The organism is Solibacillus sp. FSL K6-1554, from assembly GCF_038005185.1.
GTDB lineage: Bacteria > Bacillota > Bacilli > Bacillales_A > Planococcaceae > Solibacillus > Solibacillus silvestris.
Genome location: NZ_JBBOSS010000001.1, coordinates 1,079,590 through 1,101,012 on the forward strand (window position 1 = coordinate 1,079,590; position 21,423 = coordinate 1,101,012).

General features: G+C 39.7%; 21 protein-coding genes. All 21 read left to right on the forward strand.

Features of this window, described 5'->3' with window-relative positions; all coding sequences use genetic code 11:
• Window position 1 precedes the first annotated feature (1 nt).
• A complete protein-coding gene (gene flhA, locus MHB58_RS05175; protein WP_008403267.1) occupies window positions 2-2,035 on the forward strand; it encodes a flagellar biosynthesis protein FlhA in 2,034 nt (677 codons plus the stop codon).
• Window positions 2,032-3,222: a flagellar biosynthesis protein FlhF gene (flhF, locus tag MHB58_RS05180; protein WP_340734804.1), complete on the forward strand. Its 1,191-nt coding sequence runs from the start codon at window positions 2,032-2,034 to the stop codon at window positions 3,220-3,222. The genes flhA and flhF overlap by 4 nt, the downstream gene beginning before the upstream one ends.
• Window positions 3,206-4,084, forward strand: a complete 879-nt coding sequence (locus MHB58_RS05185; protein ID WP_014824475.1) for a MinD/ParA family protein — start codon at window positions 3,206-3,208, stop codon at window positions 4,082-4,084. Before flhF ends, MHB58_RS05185 begins: the two co-directional genes overlap by 17 nt.
• Window positions 4,085-5,224, forward strand: coding sequence for a protein-glutamate methylesterase/protein-glutamine glutaminase (locus MHB58_RS05190; protein WP_014824474.1), 1,140 nt, complete (start codon window positions 4,085-4,087; stop codon window positions 5,222-5,224). It abuts the gene before it with no gap.
• 17 nt (window positions 5,225-5,241) lie between these two features.
• The gene (locus MHB58_RS05195) at window positions 5,242-7,335 is read left to right on the forward strand and encodes a chemotaxis protein CheA (protein ID WP_340734805.1); all 2,094 of its coding nucleotides are present in this window, start codon (window positions 5,242-5,244) and stop codon (window positions 7,333-7,335) included.
• Window positions 7,336-7,355: 20 nt separating this feature from the next.
• Window positions 7,356-7,802, forward strand: a complete 447-nt coding sequence (locus MHB58_RS05200; RefSeq protein ID WP_014824472.1) for a chemotaxis protein CheW — start codon at window positions 7,356-7,358, stop codon at window positions 7,800-7,802.
• Window positions 7,803-7,866: 64 nt separating this feature from the next.
• The gene (locus tag MHB58_RS05205; protein ID WP_008403260.1) at window positions 7,867-8,505 is read left to right on the forward strand and encodes a chemotaxis protein CheC; all 639 of its coding nucleotides are present in this window, start codon (window positions 7,867-7,869) and stop codon (window positions 8,503-8,505) included.
• Window positions 8,502-9,005, forward strand: a complete 504-nt coding sequence (locus tag MHB58_RS05210; protein WP_008403259.1) for a chemotaxis protein CheD — start codon at window positions 8,502-8,504, stop codon at window positions 9,003-9,005. The genes MHB58_RS05205 and MHB58_RS05210 overlap by 4 nt, the downstream gene beginning before the upstream one ends.
• Window positions 9,005-9,376, forward strand: a complete 372-nt coding sequence (locus tag MHB58_RS05215) for a hypothetical protein (RefSeq protein ID WP_014824471.1) — start codon at window positions 9,005-9,007, stop codon at window positions 9,374-9,376. Before MHB58_RS05210 ends, MHB58_RS05215 begins: the two co-directional genes overlap by 1 nt.
• A gap of 141 nt (window positions 9,377-9,517) precedes the next feature.
• Complete coding sequence (locus MHB58_RS05220) at window positions 9,518-10,288, forward strand: FliA/WhiG family RNA polymerase sigma factor (RefSeq protein ID WP_008403257.1); 771 nt, start codon at window positions 9,518-9,520, stop codon at window positions 10,286-10,288.
• A 12-nt stretch (window positions 10,289-10,300) separates the two neighbouring features.
• Window positions 10,301-10,612, forward strand: coding sequence for a hypothetical protein (locus tag MHB58_RS05225; protein WP_014824470.1), 312 nt, complete (start codon window positions 10,301-10,303; stop codon window positions 10,610-10,612).
• A gap of 11 nt (window positions 10,613-10,623) precedes the next feature.
• Entirely contained in the window at window positions 10,624-11,175 is a 552-nt protein-coding gene (locus MHB58_RS05230; RefSeq protein ID WP_014824469.1) for a hypothetical protein, read from the forward strand.
• A gap of 159 nt (window positions 11,176-11,334) precedes the next feature.
• Window positions 11,335-12,057 (forward strand): 30S ribosomal protein S2, encoded by a 723-nt coding sequence (gene rpsB / locus MHB58_RS05235; protein ID WP_008403254.1) that lies wholly within the window; start codon window positions 11,335-11,337, stop codon window positions 12,055-12,057.
• A gap of 158 nt (window positions 12,058-12,215) precedes the next feature.
• Window positions 12,216-13,100 (forward strand): translation elongation factor Ts, encoded by an 885-nt coding sequence (tsf, locus tag MHB58_RS05240; RefSeq protein WP_008403253.1) that lies wholly within the window; start codon window positions 12,216-12,218, stop codon window positions 13,098-13,100.
• Between the two features lie 163 nt (window positions 13,101-13,263).
• Complete coding sequence (gene pyrH, locus MHB58_RS05245) at window positions 13,264-13,989, forward strand: UMP kinase (RefSeq protein ID WP_008403251.1); 726 nt, start codon at window positions 13,264-13,266, stop codon at window positions 13,987-13,989.
• Entirely contained in the window at window positions 13,989-14,546 is a 558-nt protein-coding gene (frr, locus tag MHB58_RS05250) for a ribosome recycling factor (RefSeq protein WP_008403249.1), read from the forward strand. The genes pyrH and frr overlap by 1 nt, the downstream gene beginning before the upstream one ends.
• A gap of 495 nt (window positions 14,547-15,041) precedes the next feature.
• A complete protein-coding gene (locus MHB58_RS05255; protein ID WP_008403248.1) occupies window positions 15,042-15,836 on the forward strand; it encodes an isoprenyl transferase in 795 nt (264 codons plus the stop codon).
• On the forward strand, window positions 15,833-16,630 hold the full coding sequence (locus MHB58_RS05260) for a phosphatidate cytidylyltransferase (RefSeq protein ID WP_340734806.1): 798 nt from the start codon (window positions 15,833-15,835) through the stop codon (window positions 16,628-16,630). Before MHB58_RS05255 ends, MHB58_RS05260 begins: the two co-directional genes overlap by 4 nt.
• Window positions 16,631-16,652: 22 nt before the next feature.
• Entirely contained in the window at window positions 16,653-17,798 is a 1,146-nt protein-coding gene (gene dxr, locus MHB58_RS05265) for a 1-deoxy-D-xylulose-5-phosphate reductoisomerase (protein WP_340734807.1), read from the forward strand.
• Between the two features lie 141 nt (window positions 17,799-17,939).
• Complete coding sequence (gene rseP, locus MHB58_RS05270; protein ID WP_008403244.1) at window positions 17,940-19,196, forward strand: RIP metalloprotease RseP; 1,257 nt, start codon at window positions 17,940-17,942, stop codon at window positions 19,194-19,196.
• Between the two features lie 385 nt (window positions 19,197-19,581).
• Window positions 19,582-21,288 carry a proline--tRNA ligase gene (locus MHB58_RS05275; protein WP_065216406.1) on the forward strand — a complete coding sequence of 569 codons (1,707 nt, stop codon included), beginning with the start codon at window positions 19,582-19,584 and terminating at the stop codon, window positions 21,286-21,288.
• The last annotated feature ends 135 nt before the right edge of the window (window positions 21,289-21,423 follow it).

Below are 21,423 nucleotides of genomic sequence, written 5' to 3' on the forward strand. Positions count from 1 at the left end.
AATGCAAATACGCGACTTAGGGGTTTTAGCTGCAGTGATTATGGTTGTAGCGATGCTCATTATCCCTCTTCCACATTGGCTACTCAGTTTTTTAATTATTATTAATATTACATTGGCACTACTCGTATTATTAACTTCGATGAATATGAAGGAAGCGCTCGATTTCTCGATTTTCCCTACTGTTATTCTATTATTAACACTGTTCCGTCTGGCATTGTCCGTATCGACAACACGTGCCATTTTAGCGGAAGGTGACGCAGGTAAAGTAGTAGAGACATTTGGTAATTTCGTAACAGGCGGTAATATTTTAGTAGGTTTAGTTATTTTCTTATTACTAGTTATTATCCAGTTCATCGTAATTACAAAGGGTTCGGAGCGTGTTGCGGAAGTTGCTGCACGTTTCACATTGGATGCGATGCCGGGTAAGCAAATGAGTATCGATGCGGATTTAAACGCCGGAATGATTTCGGAAAAAGAAGCGCGGGAACGCCGTGAAAAAGTATCCGGCGAAGCGGACTTTTACGGAGCAATGGATGGTGCAACGAAATTCGTAAAAGGGGATGCCATTGCCTCGATTATTATGGTTGGTATTAACTTACTGTTCGGTATGATCATCGGTATGATTCAGATGGAGCTAAGCTTTGCTGAAGCAGCATCTAAATATTCGATGCTGACAGTCGGTGATGGACTAGTATCGCAAATTCCGGCCTTATTAATTTCTACTGCGACAGGGATTGTTGTAACACGTGCTGCTTCAAAAGGGAATCTTGGTTCAGACATTACAGCACAGTTATTTGCACAATCCAAGCTATTGTATGTAGCTGCAGGTACTATTCTCCTGCTCGGATTATTTACACCGATTCCAGACTGGATTACGATTCCGATTGCAATCGCATTAGCGGTTGGCGCATTCTTAATGGACCGTAAAAAGGAAGAAACACCAGAAGAAATTATGGAATTCGAAGAGGAAGTTGCCTCTGATACGATGAAAAGTCCGGAAAATGTTATTAATCTATTAAATGTTGATCCGATAGAATTCGAATTTGGCTACGGATTAATTCCTTTAGTAGATGCGGCACAGGGCGGGGATTTACTGGACCGCGTTGTTATGATTCGTCGTCAGCTTGCATTGGAGCTTGGGATTGTCATACCGATTGTACGTATCCGTGACAATATTCAGCTGCAGCCAAATGAGTACCGGATTAAAATAAAGGGAAATGAAATGGCAAGAGGTGAATTGTTACTGGATCATTATTTGGCAATGAGTCCGGGGGATGATAATTCAATTGATGGTATTGACACAATTGAGCCATCATTCGGCCTGCCTGCAAAATGGATTACAGAAGCAGTAAAAGAGGATGCGGAAATGTTCGGCTATACAGTTGTCGATCCGCCAAGTGTTGTTTCTACACATTTAACCGAAATTATCCGTGCAAATGCCCACGATCTGCTCGGCCGTCAAGAGACGAAGCAATTGATCGATCATTTACGCGAAACACATGCCATTTTAGTGGATGATTTAATTCCGACACCATTATCGATAGGGGAAGTACAAAAAGTATTGGCAAAATTATTGCGTGAAAATGTTTCGATACGGAATTTGCCGATCATTTTCGAAACATTAGCAGATTATGCAAAGCTTACTAGTGATCCCGATATTTTAACAGAGTATGTGAGACAGGCATTGGCTAGACAAATTACATCTCAATTTATTAACGGTCAACAAGCGCTAAAAGTTATTACAGTGTCTGCAAAAGTCGAAAAACTTGTAGCTGACAGCATCCAGCAAACAGACCATGGCAACTATTTAGCGATGGATCCACAGCAGTCGCAATTCGTATTGGAAGCTATTGCGAAAGAAGTGGAGCGTGTTTCTTATACGGAACAGTCGCCAATTATTTTATGTTCGCCGGGTGTGCGTCTGTACATAAGACAACTGACAGAACGTTATTTCCCGCAAGTCCCGATTCTTTCGTATAACGAATTGGATGCAGCCGTTGAAATTCAAAGTGTAGGGGTGGTGAATGTTGAATGAAGATGAAAAAATACAATGCACCTTCCATTGCTGAAGCAATGAAACAAATTCGCGCTGATCTAGGGGAAGATGCAGTTATTCTGAATTCGAAAGTCGTCGTGACGAAAAAGTTTTTCGGATTAGTAAAAAATAAAAGCTATGAAGTCGTGGCAGGATATGACGCGTTGGAAAAGAAACCTTCATTACCGTCTTTTGAAGACCTTCCGACATTTGCACCGCAATTGAAAGAGGAAGGAATCAGCGAAGCAGCATCGTCTGTGGAACAACATACAAAAGTTCCACAAAACGGTGCTGCTGGCTTACCTGAAAACTTGATCAAAGAAATTGCTGATTTAAAATCGATGATGCAATCGATGCAACGTATGTCTACACAGTCTCAATATCCTGATGAACTCTTATCATTTATCGACTTTCTACGTGAGCAGGAACTTGGAGAGGAGCTTATCACAAAAATCAGTGATGAGCTTTTTATGTATTATAACGAGCATGGCAAACAAATGACATGGAACGAAATGCAGGAAGTTGCCAAAGATTATTTAAGAAAAGAATTGTATGACTTGCCGATTAGCGGAATTTCATATGAGAAAAAATATATTAACGTGCTAGGTCCAACTGGTGTTGGGAAAACGACTACGATTGCGAAAATGGCTGCACGCGCTGTACTTGAAAAGAAAAAGAAAATCGGTTTTATAACAACAGACACTTATCGTATAGCTGCGATTGAACAATTGAAAACGTATGCTGCATTACTGCAGGCCCCGGTTGAAGTTGTCTATAATCCAACAGATTATGCAGAGGCGCTTCAAAAGTTTGACCATCTGGATTTAATTTTTATTGATACAGCCGGTAGAAACTATAAAGAAGCGAAATATGTAGATGATTTAAAGTCATTGATACAATTTAGCGAACAAGTAGAATCTTACTTAGTTTTATCGTTAACGTCTAAGCAAAAAGACTTAGAATCAATTATTGAACAATTTGCGAACTTGCATATTGAAAAATTTATCTTTACGAAGCTTGATGAAACAAATTCTATTGGCACTATGTTTAATTTAATGATTAAATATAATAAAGGACTAGCTTATTATACAAATGGTCAAGAAGTACCAGAAGATATCGAACAACCTAATAGTGATAATTTACTAGAACTTTTCTTCAAGGAGAACTCCGATGAAAGATCAAGCTGAAAAACTACGTCAGAAGATGCTTGAAAGTGAACATAAGCCAGGGCGATCAATTGCAGTTGTTAGTGGAAAAGGTGGAGTTGGTAAAAGTAATTTCACGACAAACTTCGCTACCCTATTATCTAAAAAGGGGAAAAAAGTAGCTATATTAGATATGGATATTGGCATGGGTAATGTACACATTCTCATAGGAAGCTCCGTGAAATACAGTTTAAAAGATTACCTGGATGGTCAAGTGCCGCTGGAAGATGTTCTTTGCGAAACAAAGGAAGGGGTAAGCTATATTTCCGGCGGTACCGGTATGTCGTCGTTAATGGAATGGTCTCCTGATGTTTTTGCACGTTTAATCACGTCTTTTGAAACATTGCAGAAAAATTATGATTTTGTCTTATTTGATATGGGAGCCGGTGTTGTGGATTGGTCACTCGATCTATTAACATCCATAGAAGAAATTATCGTTATTTCTACCGCGGAACCGACATCCATTATGGATGCCTATTCTATGATGAAATTTATCCATCTAAAAGACCCGATGAAGAAATTTTATCTATTATGCAATCGAGCATTTACCATCGAGGAAGGGCAAGATACGACACAGCGCCTGAAAACAGTGATGCAACGTTTTTTGGAAAAGGAAGTATCGATTTTAGGATCGCTGCCGGAAGACCCTGTTGTGCGTCAAGCGGTACGTCAGCAAGCCTTATTTGCATTGCTCTATCCTGATGCTCCTGTCACAAAAACAATGGCTAAAATTGTAGAGCAATTTTTAACAACGCAGGCAGTAATGAAAGAAGTACATGCAACAAATGAGTCGATGAAATTTATATCAAAATTAAAAAGCATCTTTTCGAGAGGGCGTGAGTAAATGAGCAACTTACAGAAAACAAAACTGCTAGTTGTTGATGATTCCGCCTTTATGCGGAAGCTAATAAGCGATTTTTTTTCGGATCATCTGCATATTGAGGTCATCGGGGCGGCCCGTAATGGGAAAGACGCCATAAAAAAAATTGAGCAGCTTAAACCCGATGTCGTGACAATGGATGTGGAAATGCCGGAAATGAATGGGATGGAAGCGTTAAAAGAAATCATGCAAAAGTACCCATTGCCTGTCATCATGCTTTCAAGTACGACAAAGCGCGGTGCAGAGAATACATTAATGGCAATGGAGTACGGAGCAGTCGATTTCGTTGCAAAACCAAGCGGTTCCATTTCATTGGATTTACATAAAATTAAAGATGAACTTGTACGAAAAGTGGAAGAGGCATCTAAAGTAACGGTTTCAAAACTGAGAAAACCATACGAAAAATCGACTGTTGTAAGTAGAACAATCCGTCAACCTCTTCATAATGAAGAATCAAAACTAAAAAGCATGACTAAACCAACCATCAAAATTGATGTACCGACCCAAAAGACGGAGTGGAGCAAAACTTCGAAGAAAATCATTTTAATCGGAACTTCAACAGGTGGGCCAAGAGCTTTACAGGAAGTCATTACAAAAATTCCCGCAAATGTGGATGCACCGATCTTAATCGTGCAGCATATGCCTGCCGGATTTACAAAATCATTGGCAGCCAGACTTGATCAATTAAGTGAAATTCATGTAAAAGAAGCAGAACAAGGCGACCTATTGCAAAAGGGAACGGCCTATATTGCCCCTGGTGGCTATCATCTTAAATTAAGAAAAGTCGGATCGGCATTTGCTGTCGTCCTCGATAATCAGGAACCGCCAAGAGCAGGACATCGCCCGTCTGTAGACGTCTTGTTTGAAGATGTCAGTCAGTATTCGGAATTCGATAAAATTGCCGTCATTATGACCGGAATGGGCTATGACGGATCAAAAGGACTTGTCTCGCTCAAAGAAACAGGGAATGTCACGGCTATTGCCGAGTCAGCAGAAACATGTATCGTATATGGAATGCCAAAAGCTGCCGTGGAAACGCAGCTTGTAGATGAAGTGGCGGATGTTGATGATATTGCCCGAACAATTATGAAATATATGCCTTAAAAAGGGGTGCCCTCTAAATGGAATTAAATCAATATTTAGAAATGTTCATTGAAGAAAGTAAAGAACATTTACAAGCATGCAGTGAACACTTATTGGAACTTGAAAAAAATCCGGAAGATTTAACGATTGTCGGAGAGATTTTCCGCTCGGCACATACTTTAAAAGGTATGGCAGCAACAATGGGTTTTGAAGATCTAGCTGATTTAACACATAAAATGGAAAATATATTAGATGCGATCCGCAACAGTAAAATTAAAGTGAACGCAGAAATTTTAGATGTCGTTTTCGAATCAGTCGACCATTTAGAAGAAATGGTATTTGACATTGCTGATGGCGGCGACGGTAAACGCAATGTGCAAGCAACAGTGGAAAAGCTAAAGCGCATTGAAGCAGGCGAACCGGCAACTACCGATACAGAAGAAACAACGGCAGAACAGGAAGTTGCTGCTGCAGTAGTAGCAACTGAGCTTGAACAGCCAGCCCAAAGATTGGAATTAAAATTGTCCTATGATGATTTTGAAAAAACGGTCATTCTGCAATCATCTGAACAAGATTTCAATGCATTTGAAATTACAGTATTTTTGCGTGAAGACTGTTTATTAAAAGCGGCTCGTGTGTTCATGGTATTCGAAATACTGGAGAAAAATGGAGATGTCATTAAATCTTCGCCGACTGTAGATAAATTAGAAGAAGAACAGTTTGATAGTGAATTCCATGTTGCCTTTATCTCGAAAGAGTCAGCTGAAGATTTGCAAAAGATGCTCATGAAAGTATCAGAGGTCGATCGTGTAGTTGTCAATAAAATCAGCCAAGATGTATTTGTTACAAAAGCTACGGCCATCGACGTACCTGTAGAAGAAGTACAATCACAGCCAGCAGTACAGGAAACTGTAACTGCCGTGTCTGAAGAACAGCCAAAAACAGCAGCTGCTAAAAACAATAATAAAACGGGTCATGCATCGAGTAAAACGATCCGCGTAAATATTGAACGCCTAGACATATTGATGAACTTGTTTGAAGAACTTGCGATTGATCGCGGCCGTCTTTTAACAATTGCCGGTGACGTGAATCATGGTGAACTGAATGAAACAGTTGAACGTATGAGCCGTACAATGGGTGACCTGCAAAATATCGTCTTAACGATGCGCATGGTTCCTGTAGACACAGTATTTAACCGTTTTCCGAAAATGGTACGTCAATTATCGCGTGATTTAAACAAAAAAATCGAACTTAATATTGTCGGTGCAGAAACAGAGCTTGACCGCACAGTAATTGATGAAATTGGAGATCCGTTGGTGCATCTGATCCGCAACTCAGTTGACCATGGAATCGAAAGTCCGGAAGTACGCCGTGCAAAAGGCAAACCGGAAGAAGGAACGGTGGAACTTCGTGCTTATCATAGCGGGAACTATGTATTCATCGAGATTGAAGATGATGGGGCAGGAATCAACCGAGAAAAAGTATTGGCAAAAGCGCTGTCTAAAGGGATTGTTACACATGAACAGTCATTAACGATGACAGACAAGCAAATTAATGAGCTAATTATGGCATCTGGTTTCTCAACAGCGGACGTCATTTCGGATGTATCAGGCCGTGGTGTCGGTTTGGATGTTGTTAAAACAACGATTGAATCATTAGGCGGGAATATTTCGATTGAATCAACTCAAAATGTCGGCTCAGTCTTCTCGATTCAATTACCGCTGACACTGTCGATTATTTCAGTCATGCTTGTAGAAATTGAAAATGAAATTTATGCAATTCCGTTATCATCTATTATTGAAACATCGATTATCCGTCATTCAGATATTTTAAATGCCCATAATCAAAAAGTAATCGATTTCCGTGGTAAAGTTGTACCGCTTGTATTCCTGGAAGAAATTTTTGAAGTACCGCGCGCTGTACAAAATGATGATGGCTTCCATTCAGTTGTAATTGTCCGTAAAGGCGATAAATTAGCTGGTTTAGTAGTAGATTCATTTATCGGTCAGCAGGAAATTGTGCTGAAATCATTAGGAAACTACTTAACGAACATTTTTGCGATTTCAGGTGCGACGATATTAGGAAACGGAAAAGTGGCGTTAATAGTAGACTGTAACGCACTAATGAAGTAAAAGGATAAGAGGTGTGAAGGATGACGAATGCAACAGAGCAAAAAAACTTGAAAGTAATTGTGTTTCAATTAGCAGATAAAGAATATGCCATTCCTGTTTCGCACGTAAAAGGAATCGAAAAATTAATGCATATTACACGTGTGCCGAAAACAGAACGTTATGTAAAAGGTGTCATTAATCTTCGAGGTGTTGTAACCCCTGTTATCGATTTACGTGAACGGTTTGAATTGCCGGTTTCAGGGAACGAGGAAACAACTCGAATTATTATTATTACACTGGAAACGATGGAAGTCGGTTTTATAGTAGATTCAGCAAATGATGTGTTGGATATCGATGCATCTTCCATTGAAAAGCAGCCGGAAGTGGTGGGCTCATTAGAAGAAGATTTTATCGCTGGTGTCGCAAAATTGGAAAACCGCTTATTAATTTTACTTCACTTAGATAAAGTGTTAAATCCGTTCGATTGATTTCAATGAATAATTTTCCGGGTGAGCTTCGCTTGCCTGGAATCTATTAAAGTAGGGATTGAAAATGAACTTTAGTGAAAAAATCACATTGCTGCATTTAGATGTTTTAAAGGAAATCGGAAATATTGGTGCTGCACATGCGGCTACGGCATTATCGAATTTATTGGGAAAAAAGATCGATATGCGTGTACCCGACGTGAAGATGGCCTCGTTTAATGAAATGATGGAACTCGCTGGCGGCTCGGAAAATGCTGTCGTCGGTATTTATCTTCGTATAGAAGGGGATGCCCAAGGAAGCATGTTTTTCATTTTGCCGATTGAACAGGCAAACCGATTTATTCAAAGTCTTATTCAGGATGAATCATTTGATTTTCACACACCTCCATATTCGGAAATGGGCTTATCGGCAATGCAGGAAATGGGAAATATTTTATCCGGCTCTTATTTATCGGCTTTATCCGATTTTACAGGGCTTAAAATCTATCCGACTGTCCCTGGATTGAGTGTGGATATGTTTGGTGCGATTATTAGTATCGGCCTGATTGAACTTTCACAAGTAAGCGATACAGTCATCGTCATTAATACGTCCATATATGAAGAAGTCATGTCTGATGATGACGCAGTAAAGGGGCAGTTCTTCCTGTTACCTGAACCTGATTCATTCGAAGCGATTTTTAAAGCATTAGGAGTGCCTACGACATGATAGTTACCCATTCAAGCGAAGTGATTAAAGTAGGTATTGCACAAATGGATATCGTAAAAGTTCCAAAAACGATCCGTACGTCGGGTTTAGGTTCTTGTGTTGGTGCAGTCATTTACGACGATTCCAAAAAAGTTGCCGGTATGGTCCATGTCATGCTGCCGGATTCTAGTTTAAATCGCACGGCAACAATGAATGCCGCGAAATTTGCCGATACCGGAATTGCTGCTTTAGTTGATCTTTTAAAACAAGAAGGAGCACAACGCTTTAAGCTGAAGGCGAAGATTGCGGGTGGTGCACAAATGTTCCAATTTACAGCAGACAAAGATTCGATGAGGATTGGACCTAGAAATGTGGAAGCTGTAAAAGCGCAGTTAAAAGAACTGGGCATACCGCTCATCGCTGAAGATACGGGCGGTAACAGCGGTCGTACGATTGAGTTTAACCCTGAAACGAGCATGCTTTCAGTTCGTACCGTCAATAAAGGAGTGAGTGAAATTTAATGTTTGGTTCAATATTTTATAATTTTTGGGCAGCACTATTTTCATTCGCTGTATATTTTATTGCTGCAATTCAAAATCCGTATGCGTTGCCACTGCCGACGATTGGCGCAGCTTTTATCGTTGCTGTCATTGCATTTAGTTTAATGTTTCTTATCCGTTATTTCCTTGGGTATGTATTTTATACACCGGAAGCACCTGTTTTGTTACAAACAGAAGAGGAGCTTCCGGGAGCAGTTGCGAAAGAGACGGACAAAACACAGGCTGTTCCGCAAAGCGACCTTCCGGCAAAGGAAGTTGAAGATGAGAATTCGGAAGAAATTGCACAAGTCGTTCGTTCGATGCTTCAAGGCGATGAATCCCTTTCAAGGTAAAAGAGTCGTATATCCGGCTCTTTTTTATTTAGCAGAATTAAGGAAATACTGTGTCGAATTATTGGATTAAATGTATATTAAAAGGCTTTTTGGTATAATAAACATAAATATGTTACTTTTCAAAAAAAGGGGTGGGTATGTTTGACAGAACAAAGGCATAGAGACGAACAATCATTATGGGTTCGTTGGACAAAGAACCGTGATCCCGAAGCAGGCGATTTATTAATAAAAAAGTTTAAACCACTCGTATCCTATCATGTACAGCGTATCGCTGTCGGGCTTCCGAAAAACATTTCCAGAGATGACTTAATGAGTCTTGGGATGATGGGGCTGTTTGATGCGTTAAATAAATTTGATATAAACCGAGATTTAAAATTTGATACGTATGCTTCATTCCGTGTTCGTGGTGCTATCCTTGATGGTTTGCGAAAAGAGGACTGGCTCCCGAGATCAGCGCGTGAAAAAGCAAAAAAACTGGAATCGCAAATTGAGTCACTTGAGCAAAAGCTGATGCGCCATGCGACAGCAGAAGAAGTTGCAGCACATATGAATCTGCCTGTCGAAGAAGTGTACCAAACTTTCCAGGAACATTTTTTCTCTAATGTGCTGTCCATCAATGAGCAGCTGGACCAGGAAGAATCGGAAGGTAAGTCCTTTGTTATCCGGGATGACAATACGAAAACACCGGAGCAGCATAGCGTTCATGTAGAACTGTTAGGCGATTTGGCTGAAAATATTAAAAAGCTGAATGAAAAAGAACAGCTTGTCATTAGTTTATTTTACTCGGAAGAATTAACATTAACCGAAATCGGTGAAATACTGGACCTGTCCACATCTAGAATTTCGCAAATTCACTCAAAAGCATTGTTTAAATTACGTAAATTATTGTCTTCAGAAATGATTAATACGTAAGGAGGCGGCGTTATGAGTTTAAAGGGCCTGGAATTACAGATTGCGATTCCTAAAACATTTGAGGCGGGGAAGATGGCGGATCAGCGTCAACAAAATACAATTCTGCAGCAAATGCATGCAAATGAAGCATTGAACAAGGAACTGGAACGCAAACAATTATCCGTCAATGAAACAGAGCATCTGAACGCCCTCAATGATGAGGAACAGGATAAGCCTTCCCAAAACGGACAAGAGCAAACTCAAGAAAACAAGAAAAATAAGGAACAGCTAGAACAAAAAGTGCAGCACCCGTTCAAAGGGAACCTTTTTGATTTTAGTGGCTAGGAGCAGTCATCATGATCGCAGTTGTAATTACCTTATTTCTCATCCAGATGATTACGATTTTTGTAATTGTTCTTTTATATAGTAAGCTTTCTAAGTTTCAGAATATAGAAAAGCGCCAAAATGAACTGATTAATGAAATGGACAATGCGATTAGCGTATATTTAATGGAGATGAAAGAAGAAAATGACCGGTTAATCAGTGAACTGAAAAAACCGAATGTTGTCCAAAAGGCCGCATCAACCCGTAAAGAAGGAATGGCGCAGACTATTAAAGAACAACCGGTAAAAGAACAGGAAATGGAACCTCGTAAATTCGTACCGGTCAAGCAAGCTGCAAGTGCCTATCAAAAGCAAAAGACACAGCAGCAAGTTGAAGAAAAGGACAATGAGGCTTTAGAAAAAGCGGAAACACTTTCTGAAGACAATGAAATTCAAGAACAAAACCTGACATTTGAACAGCAAGTAATCAATCATTATCGCAATGGGAAATCGATTGAAGAAATTGCGAGAATGATGGGACGCGGAAAAACGGAAATTGAGCTCCTCGTAAAGTTTCATGCGTAAAGTAGTTGCACTTGAAAGTCCATTATGATATAGTTACAAGCGGTGTTAACAATACACACGTATTTTGATGTAGTAAGTGGTGCTCGTAAGTCTACGGGTAGCTTGTTGCAGATGAAAAATACGGAGGAAAAAAACCAAACATATTAGGAGGAAACACTCATGTCAGTAATTTCAATGAAACAATTACTAGAAGCTGGTGTACATTTCGGTCACCAAACTCGCCGTTGGAACCCAAAAATGAAGAAATATATCTTCGTAGAGCGTAACGGTATTTACATTATCGATTTACAAAAAACGGTTAAAAAATTAGAAGAAGCATACGATTTCATGCGTCAAGTTGGTCAAGACGGTGGTAAAGTTTTATTCGTAGGTACGAAAAAACAAGCACAAGAAGCGATCAAAGAAGAAGCTGAACGTTCAGGTAACTACTACATCAACCAACGTTGGTTAGGTGGTACTTTAACAAACTTCGGTACTATTCAAAAACGTGTAAAACGTATGAAAGATATCGAAAAAATGGAAGAAGACGGTACTTTTGCTGTACTTCCTAAAAAAGAAGTAATCCAACTTAAAAAAGAGCACGAGCGCTTAGTTAAATTCTTAGGCGGTATCCGTGATATGAAAGCTATTCCGGACGTAATGTTCGTTGTAGACCCTCGTAAAGAGCGTATCGCAGTTGCAGAAGCAATCAAATTAAACATCCCTCTAGTTGGTATCGTAGACACTAACTGTGATCCAGATGAAATTGATTACGTAATCCCTGCAAACGACGATGCTATCCGCGCGGTTAAATTATTAACTGCTAAAATGGCTGACGCTTTATTAGAAGCTAAACAAGGTGAAGAAGAAGCTCCTGCAGTAGAAGAAGCTACAGCTGAGTAATTCACTGTTAGAAAAGGTGATAAGTGGATGAACCCCTTATCACCTTTTTTTGAGAAATGAATTTGAAGATGTATGAATCGTTGAAAAATAGCGATTTATCGCTTAAAGTATGAAATAGTGTAAATAAATTTTTCATTATATTTAGGAGGAAACTCAACATGGCAAACATTACTGCACAATTAGTAAAAGAATTACGCGAAAAAACAGGCGCAGGTATGATGGACTGTAAAAAAGCTTTAGTATCTACAGAAGGTGACATCGATGCTGCAATCGATTTCCTACGTGAAAAAGGTTTAGCTGCTGCTGGCAAAAAAGCTGACCGTATCGCTGCTGAAGGTACAACTTACATTTTAGAAAACGGTAATGAAGCGATTCTTTTAGAAGTAAACGCTGAAACAGACTTCGTAGCGAAAAACGACAAGTTCCAAGTTTTAGTTGCTTCTTTAGCAGAGCAATTATTAGCTGCTAAACCAGAATCAGTAGAAGCTGCTTTAGAATTAGAAAAAGACGGCGTGAAAATCGTTGACCAAATTTCTACAGCTACAGCTACAATCGGTGAAAAAATTTCATTACGTCGTTTCGAAATCAAAACAAAAACTGATGCAGATGCATTCGGTTCTTACTTACACATGGGCGGACGCATTGGTGTATTAGTAGTTCTTGAAGGTTCTACTGACGCTGCTGCTGCAAAAGATATCGCTATGCATATCGCTGCAATCAACCCAACTTACATTTCTCGTGACGAAGTTTCTACTGACGAAGTTGAACGTGAGCGCAAAGTATTAACTGAGCAAGCGTTAAACGAAGGTAAACCAGAAAACATCGTAGCGAAAATGGTAGAAGGCCGTCTTGGTAAATATTTCGAAGACGTATGTTTATTAGACCAAGCTTTCGTTAAAAACTCAGATCAAAAAGTACGCGACTTCGTAAACTCATTAGGTGCTACTGTAACAAGCTTCACTCGTTATGGTGTTGGTGAAGGTATCGAAAAACGTGAAGATAACTTCGCTGAAGAAGTAATGAGCCAAGTTAAAGGTAACTAATTAAATTACAACTTAAATTAACATTAATTTAAGCAAACAGTAGGGAGCACCATTTGCGTGTTCCCTATTTTTAAAGAAATCTATTTTTGAATGAAGCGAAGTACGATACATAAAAAAATCGCGTCGTATTTCCTTTTAAATAAATGAGTAACGGAGGTCTACTATGGGTGTGTCAGAGTACAAACGAGTAGTTATTAAACTTAGCGGGGAAGCATTAGCTGGAGAATTAGGCTTCGGTTTCTCACCGGATGTTATTAAATCGATTGCTGGAGAAATTAAAGAAGTTATCGACTTAGGTGTAGAGGTCGCATTAGTTGTCGGCGGAGGCAACATTTGGCGCGGAAAAATCGGCGCTGAAATGGGAATGGAACGTGCCAATGCAGATTATATGGGTATGTTAGGAACAGTAATGAATGCACTGGCATTACAAGACTCGCTGGAAAATCTGGGTGTTCCTACACGTGTTCAATCATCGATCGTTATGACACAAGTGGCAGAGCCATATATTCGACGCAAAGCAGTTCGTCATTTGGAAAAAGCACGTGTCGTAATCTTTGCTGCGGGAACAGGTAACCCATACTTCTCGACAGATACGACAGCCGCTTTACGTGCCGCAGAAATTAATGCAGATGCAATTTTAATGGCGAAAAATAATGTGGATGGCGTTTATTCTGCAGATCCAAAATTAGATTCTGAAGCAGTTAAGTATGACACACTTACGTATTTAGACGTTATTCAACAAGGTTTGCAAGTAATGGATTCTACAGCTTCAACATTATGTATGGATAATGATATTAAGCTTGTCGTTTTCAACTTATCAGAACCAGGTAATATTAAACGTGCCGCATTAGGCGAAAAAATTGGAACAGTTGTTAGGAGAGATGCGTAATGACACAACAAGTATTAAATCAAGCACAAGAAAAAATGACAAAATCTATTAATGCTTTCTCACGTGAATTAGCTTCAATTCGTGCAGGTGTAGCAAATGCTTCACTATTGGATCGTATTACGGTGGACTACTATGGTTCTCCAACACCAATCAACCAAATGGCAGGTATCTCTGTACCGGAAGCACGCCTTTTAGTAATCCAGCCTTATGATAAATCAATTTTAGGCGAAATCGAAAAAGCGATTATGCGTTCAGACATCGGAATCACTCCGACAAATGACGGGAATGTTATTCGTTTAGCAGTACCGGCATTAACGGAAGAGCGCCGTAAAGAATTAGTTAAACAGGTGAAAAAAGAGTCGGAAGAAGCGAAAGTTGCTGTACGTAACGTGCGCCGCGATGCTAACGATGACCTGAAAAAATTAGAAAAGAACGGTGAAATCACAGAAGACGAACTACGCGGCTTCAACGATGACATCCAAAAGCTAACAGACAACTCAATTGTTAAAATCGAGGAGTTAGTGAAAGAAAAAGAAAAAGAAATTTTAACAGTTTAATTTTATGCATATTTTTAAAACAGGTTGATTGGAATAGAGGAGGCGACTTGATTTCGCCTTCTCATTCATCAAGTCGTTGCTTCTGCGGTGGCCGCAATGGATATCAACCTGAATGTGAATAAGATAATACTTAATTTTTAATAATATTGTTTCGCGCTGGTGGATTACATTAGCGCGAAATCTTTTTCTGGCGATGTATGAACTTTACATGGATTAAAACGTCCTGCTAATAAGGACGTTTTTTTTACAATAATAGATAAAATTTAAGATTGTTAGGGAAGTATAGCTGTAGCAAAAAAATGCGCATTAACCCATTTCCCCTAATTGAAAGTATAAATTGTAGAAAAAATACATATAGAAAGTTAATAGAAGAACAATTTATTCTTTATTCTTTTAGATACTAAAGAAGTTCATTATATAAAAAGGACAGGCTATCCCTTTTTTGATATGATAAAAAGGGAAACGGTCCGATCTGTGCAGTTGGGGGTATTAACTATGTTTAAAAAACTTTTTGGAAAAAATACAAATAAAGAACAGTCATTCAGTAGTGAAAATGTGGACTTAGTTAAGGGAGAGGAAATCCCTACCCATATTGCAATTATTATGGACGGAAATGGACGCTGGGCGAAAAAGCGTTCATTGCCAAGGGTCGCAGGTCATCATGAAGGAATGAAAACCATTCGAAAGATAACACGTTGCGCATGTGATTTAGGAGTTCAAGTATTGACGCTCTATGCATTTTCAACAGAAAACTGGAAGCGTCCTAAATCAGAAGTCGAATTTTTAATGCGTTTACCAGAGCAATTTTTAAATTCCTTTTTGCCGGAGCTAATGGAGCGAAATATTAAGGTGGAAATGATAGGCGTAATGGATTCATTGCCGGACTATACGCAATCCGCTTTAAAAAAGGCGATGGAAGCTACTGCAGGGAATACGGGACTGGTCTTAAATTTTGCGATGAATTACGGTGGGCGTGCTGAAATTGTAATGGCGATGCAACAGCTTCTGAAAGAGGTAGAAGCAGGAAGTCTTACAATTGACGAATTAAATGAACAACATATTTCCCAGTATGTAATGACGGCTCATTTACCTGAACCCGATTTATTAATTCGCACGAGTGGTGAAGTGCGCATAAGTAACTTTATGCTATGGCAGCTTGCCTATACGGAGTTTTGGTTCACTGATACGCATTGGCCTGATTTTGACGAAGCATGCTTAAAAGAGGCAATTTCCGTGTATCAAAACCGTAACCGCCGTTATGGAGGGCTGAAAGGAGAAGGAACAAGTTGAAACAACGCATCATTACCGGAGTAATTGCTGCAGCATTATTTATTCCATTCGTAATTTATGGAGGAACGCCATTTGCGATTTTAATGAGTATTATCGCAGTCATTGGTTTCTATGAATTGCTGAAAATGAAAGAAATTTCAATTGCATCTGTTCCAGGTATTATTGGTACACTTGCATTAATAGTATTGGTTGTACCAAATGAATGGTCACTGAATATCGTTGAATTTTTTCAATATGATTCAATTTTGATGATTGTGTATGGAATTACGGCACTGTTATTGATTTATATTGTACTTGTAAAAAATAAAATGACTTTTGATGAAATTGGTTTTATATTGTTAGGGGCATTTTATGTCGGCCTTGGATTCCATTATTTTATCGAAACACGTTTTATCGGTCTAGAATTTGTCGTCTTTGTATTGTTAGTCGTGTGGACAACAGATTCCGGCGCCTATTTTGTTGGGCGTAAATTAGGGAAAAATAAATTATGGCCGGAAATTTCGCCGAAGAAAACAGTGGAAGGTTTTGTTGGCGGGATTGTGATTGCCGTTATTTTCGCAATTGCTATGCAGCTCATCTATCCTTTTGCCTCAAGCTGGCTGCAATTAATCATTGTGACAATTATCGCATCAATTATAGGCCAAATGGGTGATTTGGTCGAATCGGCTATTAAACGTCATTATGATGTAAAAGATTCAGGCAATATTCTGCCAGGACACGGCGGCATATTGGACCGCTTTGACAGTTTACTGTTTGTCGTACCATTACTGCATTTTTTACATTTCTTTTCCTAGGACATAGAAGGGACGTATCATTGTGAAAAAAATTAGTTTATTAGGTGCAACAGGTTCCATCGGATGGCAAACCTTTGATATTTTACTTGCAAATCCGAATGAATTTAAGCTTGTTGCATTTTCAGCCGGACAAAATATCGAAAAGTCCCGCGAAATCATAAAAAAACTGCAACCAGAATTAGTTTCAATGCAAACAGAGGAAGCGGCAGGCACTTTACAAAAAGAGTTTCCGCATATTTCCTTTACATATGGTGAAAAAGGATTGGTCGAAGTAGCGACACATCCTGATTCGACAGTGCTTATTAATGCGGTATTAGGCAGCGTTGGACTGGAATCGACACTTGCTGCGATCCGCATGGGGAAAACAATTGCCATTGCAAACAAAGAAACACTTGTAACAGCAGGTCATCTTGTCATGGCTGAAGCAAAAAAATACAATGCTCCGATCTTACCAGTGGACAGTGAACATTCAGCTGTTTTCCAATCGATGAACGGTGAAAACAAAAAGCGTGTCGAGCGCATTATTTTAACGGCATCAGGTGGTTCATTCAGAGATCGAACAAGAGATGAGCTAGTAGGAGTAACGGTAAAAGATGCTCTGAATCATCCGAACTGGTCAATGGGAGCCAAAATTACGATTGACTCAGCAACGATGATGAATAAAGGGCTTGAAGTGATTGAGGCACATGTACTGTTTGATATGCCTTATGACAACATCGACGTATTGCTGCACCGTGAAAGCATCATTCACTCGATGGTTGAATATGAGGATACAAGTGTCATTGCACAGCTCGGAACACCGGACATGCGTGTACCGATTCAATATGCGCTTAGCTACCCGGATCGTCTGCCGCTTGCAAATGGCCAACGTTTAAATTTGGCCCAAATTGGACAGCTTCATTTTAAGGAAGTGGATTTTGACCGTTTCCGTGCTTTAAAGCTTGCTTATGATGCAGGGCGCATGGGCGGGACAATCTTAACGGCAATGAACGCGGCGAACGAAGCAGCCGTTGCATTGTTTTTACAAGAAAAAATTACTTTTTTAGAAATTGAAGAATGTATTGAGCGTATTATGAATAGTCATAACAATATCGCTTTGCCAGATTTAGCAACTATTTTACATGTAGACAGTGAAACGAGAAAAACAGTCGCAAGCATGGTAAAATAGGAAAGTGTGAAAAACGGATGTAAAGAACGAAAAGGTGGACAGCCACTTTTTGTACAAGCAATCCTTTTTTTAAAGAGCTTAATTGCTAGAAAAGATTGGGCGAAATAATATTCGGCTCAGTTCCAATGAAGGTGGGAGATTATGCAAACAGTTATAGCCTTTATTTTAATTTTTGGCTCACTCGTTTTTTTTCATGAGCTAGGTCACTTCTTATTTGCAAAACGCGCGGGTATTATGGTACGAGAATTTGCGATCGGGATGGGACCGAAGATTTTTGGGATGACGAAAGGTGAAACAGTCTATACGCTACGACTATTGCCAATTGGCGGTTATGTAAGAATGGCCGGCGAAGATACCGATACGGTAGAACTGCAGCCTGGTTACCGCGTAGCTTTAATAACGAACGAAGAAAATATTGTAGAAAAAATCATTCTCAACCAAAAAACACATTACCAAAACGTCATCTTTTTAGAAGTGGAGCGTGCAGATCTGGAACGCGAACTTTGGATTGAAGGTTATGATGAGGATGACCAGTTCATTCGCTACAATGTATCACGTACAGCAAGCATCGTTGAAAATGGTACGGAGCAGATGATTGCGCCGCTTGATCGCCAATTTAATTCAAAATCTGTTGGTGCTCGTGCAATGGCGATTTTCGCTGGTCCATTATTCAATTTTATTTTAGCGTTCTTCATCTTCCTGATTATCGGGCTTATTCAAGGGATTCCTTCTGAGGAACCGATTATTGCCGAAGTTATGGACAATTCTGTTGCGAGCAGTGCCGGATTGGTCGATGGCGATAAAGTAGTCAAGGTGAACGGACAGTCGATTTCAACTTGGGAAGAATTATCAGAACAAATTTTCGAAAACCCGAACAAAGCCGTAACATTCGAAGTCGAACGTGAAACGGGTAATGAAATAATTGAACTTACACCAAAAGCTGTAGAGCAGGAAGGTGGTCCAGATTACGGACAAATCGGTGTAATGCGTTCCATTGAAAAAAATCCGCTAAAAGCCGTCGTGTATGGTGTGGAAGAAACGTATAACATGATTATTACAATCGGAACACTTGTCGGCAAACTGATTACCGGCCAATTCTCGATTGACGCATTATCAGGCCCTGTAGGAATTTATAAAACAACAGAAACGGTTGTCACATTCGGTTTATATAATATTCTATACTTTGCGGCAATGCTGAGCGTCAACTTAGGGATTATGAACTTGTTACCACTACCAGCACTTGATGGTGGCCGTTTACTTTTCTTCGCTGTTGAAGCAGTAAGAGGAAAACCGATCGACCGTCAAAAAGAAGGTATGGTTCACTTCGTCGGTATCCTCCTCCTGATGATCTTGATGGTCGTCGTAACATGGAACGATATCCAGCGATTCTTCTTCTAAATTAATTGAGATGATTTTACTAAGTGGCAAGCTAGTTGATTGGAATGGAGGGGAGGCGAGTGTTCGTGCTGACGGTTTCACCTTTCGCACTGTTAAAACACTAGCTGACGGCTAACGCCTTTCGCTACAAACTGCGTTTCCTGCGGGAACAAGGAACAAAAGCTAAGATCGCCACGTCCTGTGGCAACGCTTTTGTGACCAACATCATGTTGGCCTCTGACCCGTAATGGAAATCAACCCCATGTTAGATGTAGAATCTCTTTTAAACAAAATACGTTTTAAAATGGCAGCTTTGAGCGTTTTGTATGAATAATACTAGCGTTCAAAGCTAAATTTGATTAGTATTATAGAAGTAGCAATTTAAATAAAAAAGGTGGCACTATTTATGAAACAGACCAAAACGTTTATCCCAACTTTAAGGGAAAATCCATCCGATGCCGATGTGAAATCGCATCGCATGCTATTGCGTGCCGGATTTATCCGTCAAAATGCGGCCGGAGTATACTCATACTTACCATTAGCGCGCAGAGTATTATCAAAAATCGAACAAATCATCCGTGAAGAAATGGAAGCAATCAATTCAATCGAGCTATTAATGCCTGCATTGCAACCAGCAGAGCTATGGCAGGAATCAGGTCGCTGGGAAGCATACGGTCCGGAGCTTATGCGTTTAAAAGACCGTCATGACCGTGACTTCGCTTTAGGTGCAACACATGAAGAAGTGATCACAACTTTAGTGCGTGATGAAATTAAATCATATAAAAAATTACCGTTAACACTTTATCAAATCCAAAGTAAATTCCGTGATGAAAAACGCCCACGCTTCGGCTTACTGCGCGGCCGCGAGTTCATTATGAAAGACGCATATTCTTTCCACTCTTCACGTGAATCACTTGATGCCACATATGATGATATGTACCGTGCCTATTCAAATATCTTCACGCGTCTTGGCTTAAACTTCCGTGCCGTAATCGCGGATGCAGGTACAATTGGCGGTAAAGGTACACACGAATTCATGGTGCTTTCTGAAATCGGGGAAGATACAATCGCTTATTCGGATACATCGGATTATGCGGCAAACATCGAAATGGCAGAGGTTGTTGTAGAATATACAGCACCGACAACACCGATGAAAGACATCGAAAAGATTGAAACACCAGATCAAAAAACAATCGAAGAAGTATCTGCATTTTTAAATGTAGAACCTTCAAATGTGATTAAATCACTAGTTTTTGATATTGATGGTGAATTGGTAGTTGTGTTAGCGCGCGGTGACCACGAAATAAATGATATTAAATTAAAAAATGCATTAGGTGCTACATCTGTTGAATTGGCAGAAGACGCAGCGATTAAAGAATTACTTGGCTGTACACCAGGTTCAATCGGTCCTGTGAAATTGCCGGTGAATGTAAAAGTAATTGCAGATAATGCAATCAAATCAATCCGTAACGGTGTTGCAGGTGCAAACGAAGATGGATTCCATTTATTAAATGTCAATCCGGAGCGCGACTTTGCGATCAGCTCTTATGAAGATATCCGTTTCATCCAACAAGGTGACCCATCTCCGGACGGTCAAGGTATCATTAAGTTTGCTGAAGGAATTGAAGTTGGACATATTTTTAAATTAGGTACAACATATTCAGAAAAACTAAATGCAACATTCCTTGATGAGCAAGGTAAAGCAAAACCTTATATTATGGGATGCTATGGTATCGGGGTTTCACGTATACTTGCTGCTGTTGCAGAACATTTCCAAGATGAAAACGGATTTGTATGGCCTGCACAATTAGCGCCATATGATTTGCAGTTAGTACCGGTCAATGCTAAAGACGAAGCACAAGTTCAATTAGCAGACGAGCTTTACGGTGTACTGAAATCATACCGCTATGAAGTGTTATATGATGACCGTGCAGAACGTGCCGGCGTTAAATTTGCGGATGCGGATTTAATCGGATTACCTGTTCGTATTACAGTAGGTAAAAAAGCTTCAGAAGGTCTTGTGGAAGTGAAATTCCGTTCAACAGGCGAATCTGCAGAATGGGCGAAAGAAGAAGTAGTCGATCGCTTAAACGAATATTTCCGCCAAAACTAGTAACGATTAAGATAGAGAGAACGGGAAAGTACAATTTTTTATGTACTTTCTTTTCTTTTTCATTGGATGTGAAGGGACCGGTGATTGGTGAGCGCTTAGTGTTTTCCATGCCTGTGCAACCCTTTGCCTCACAAT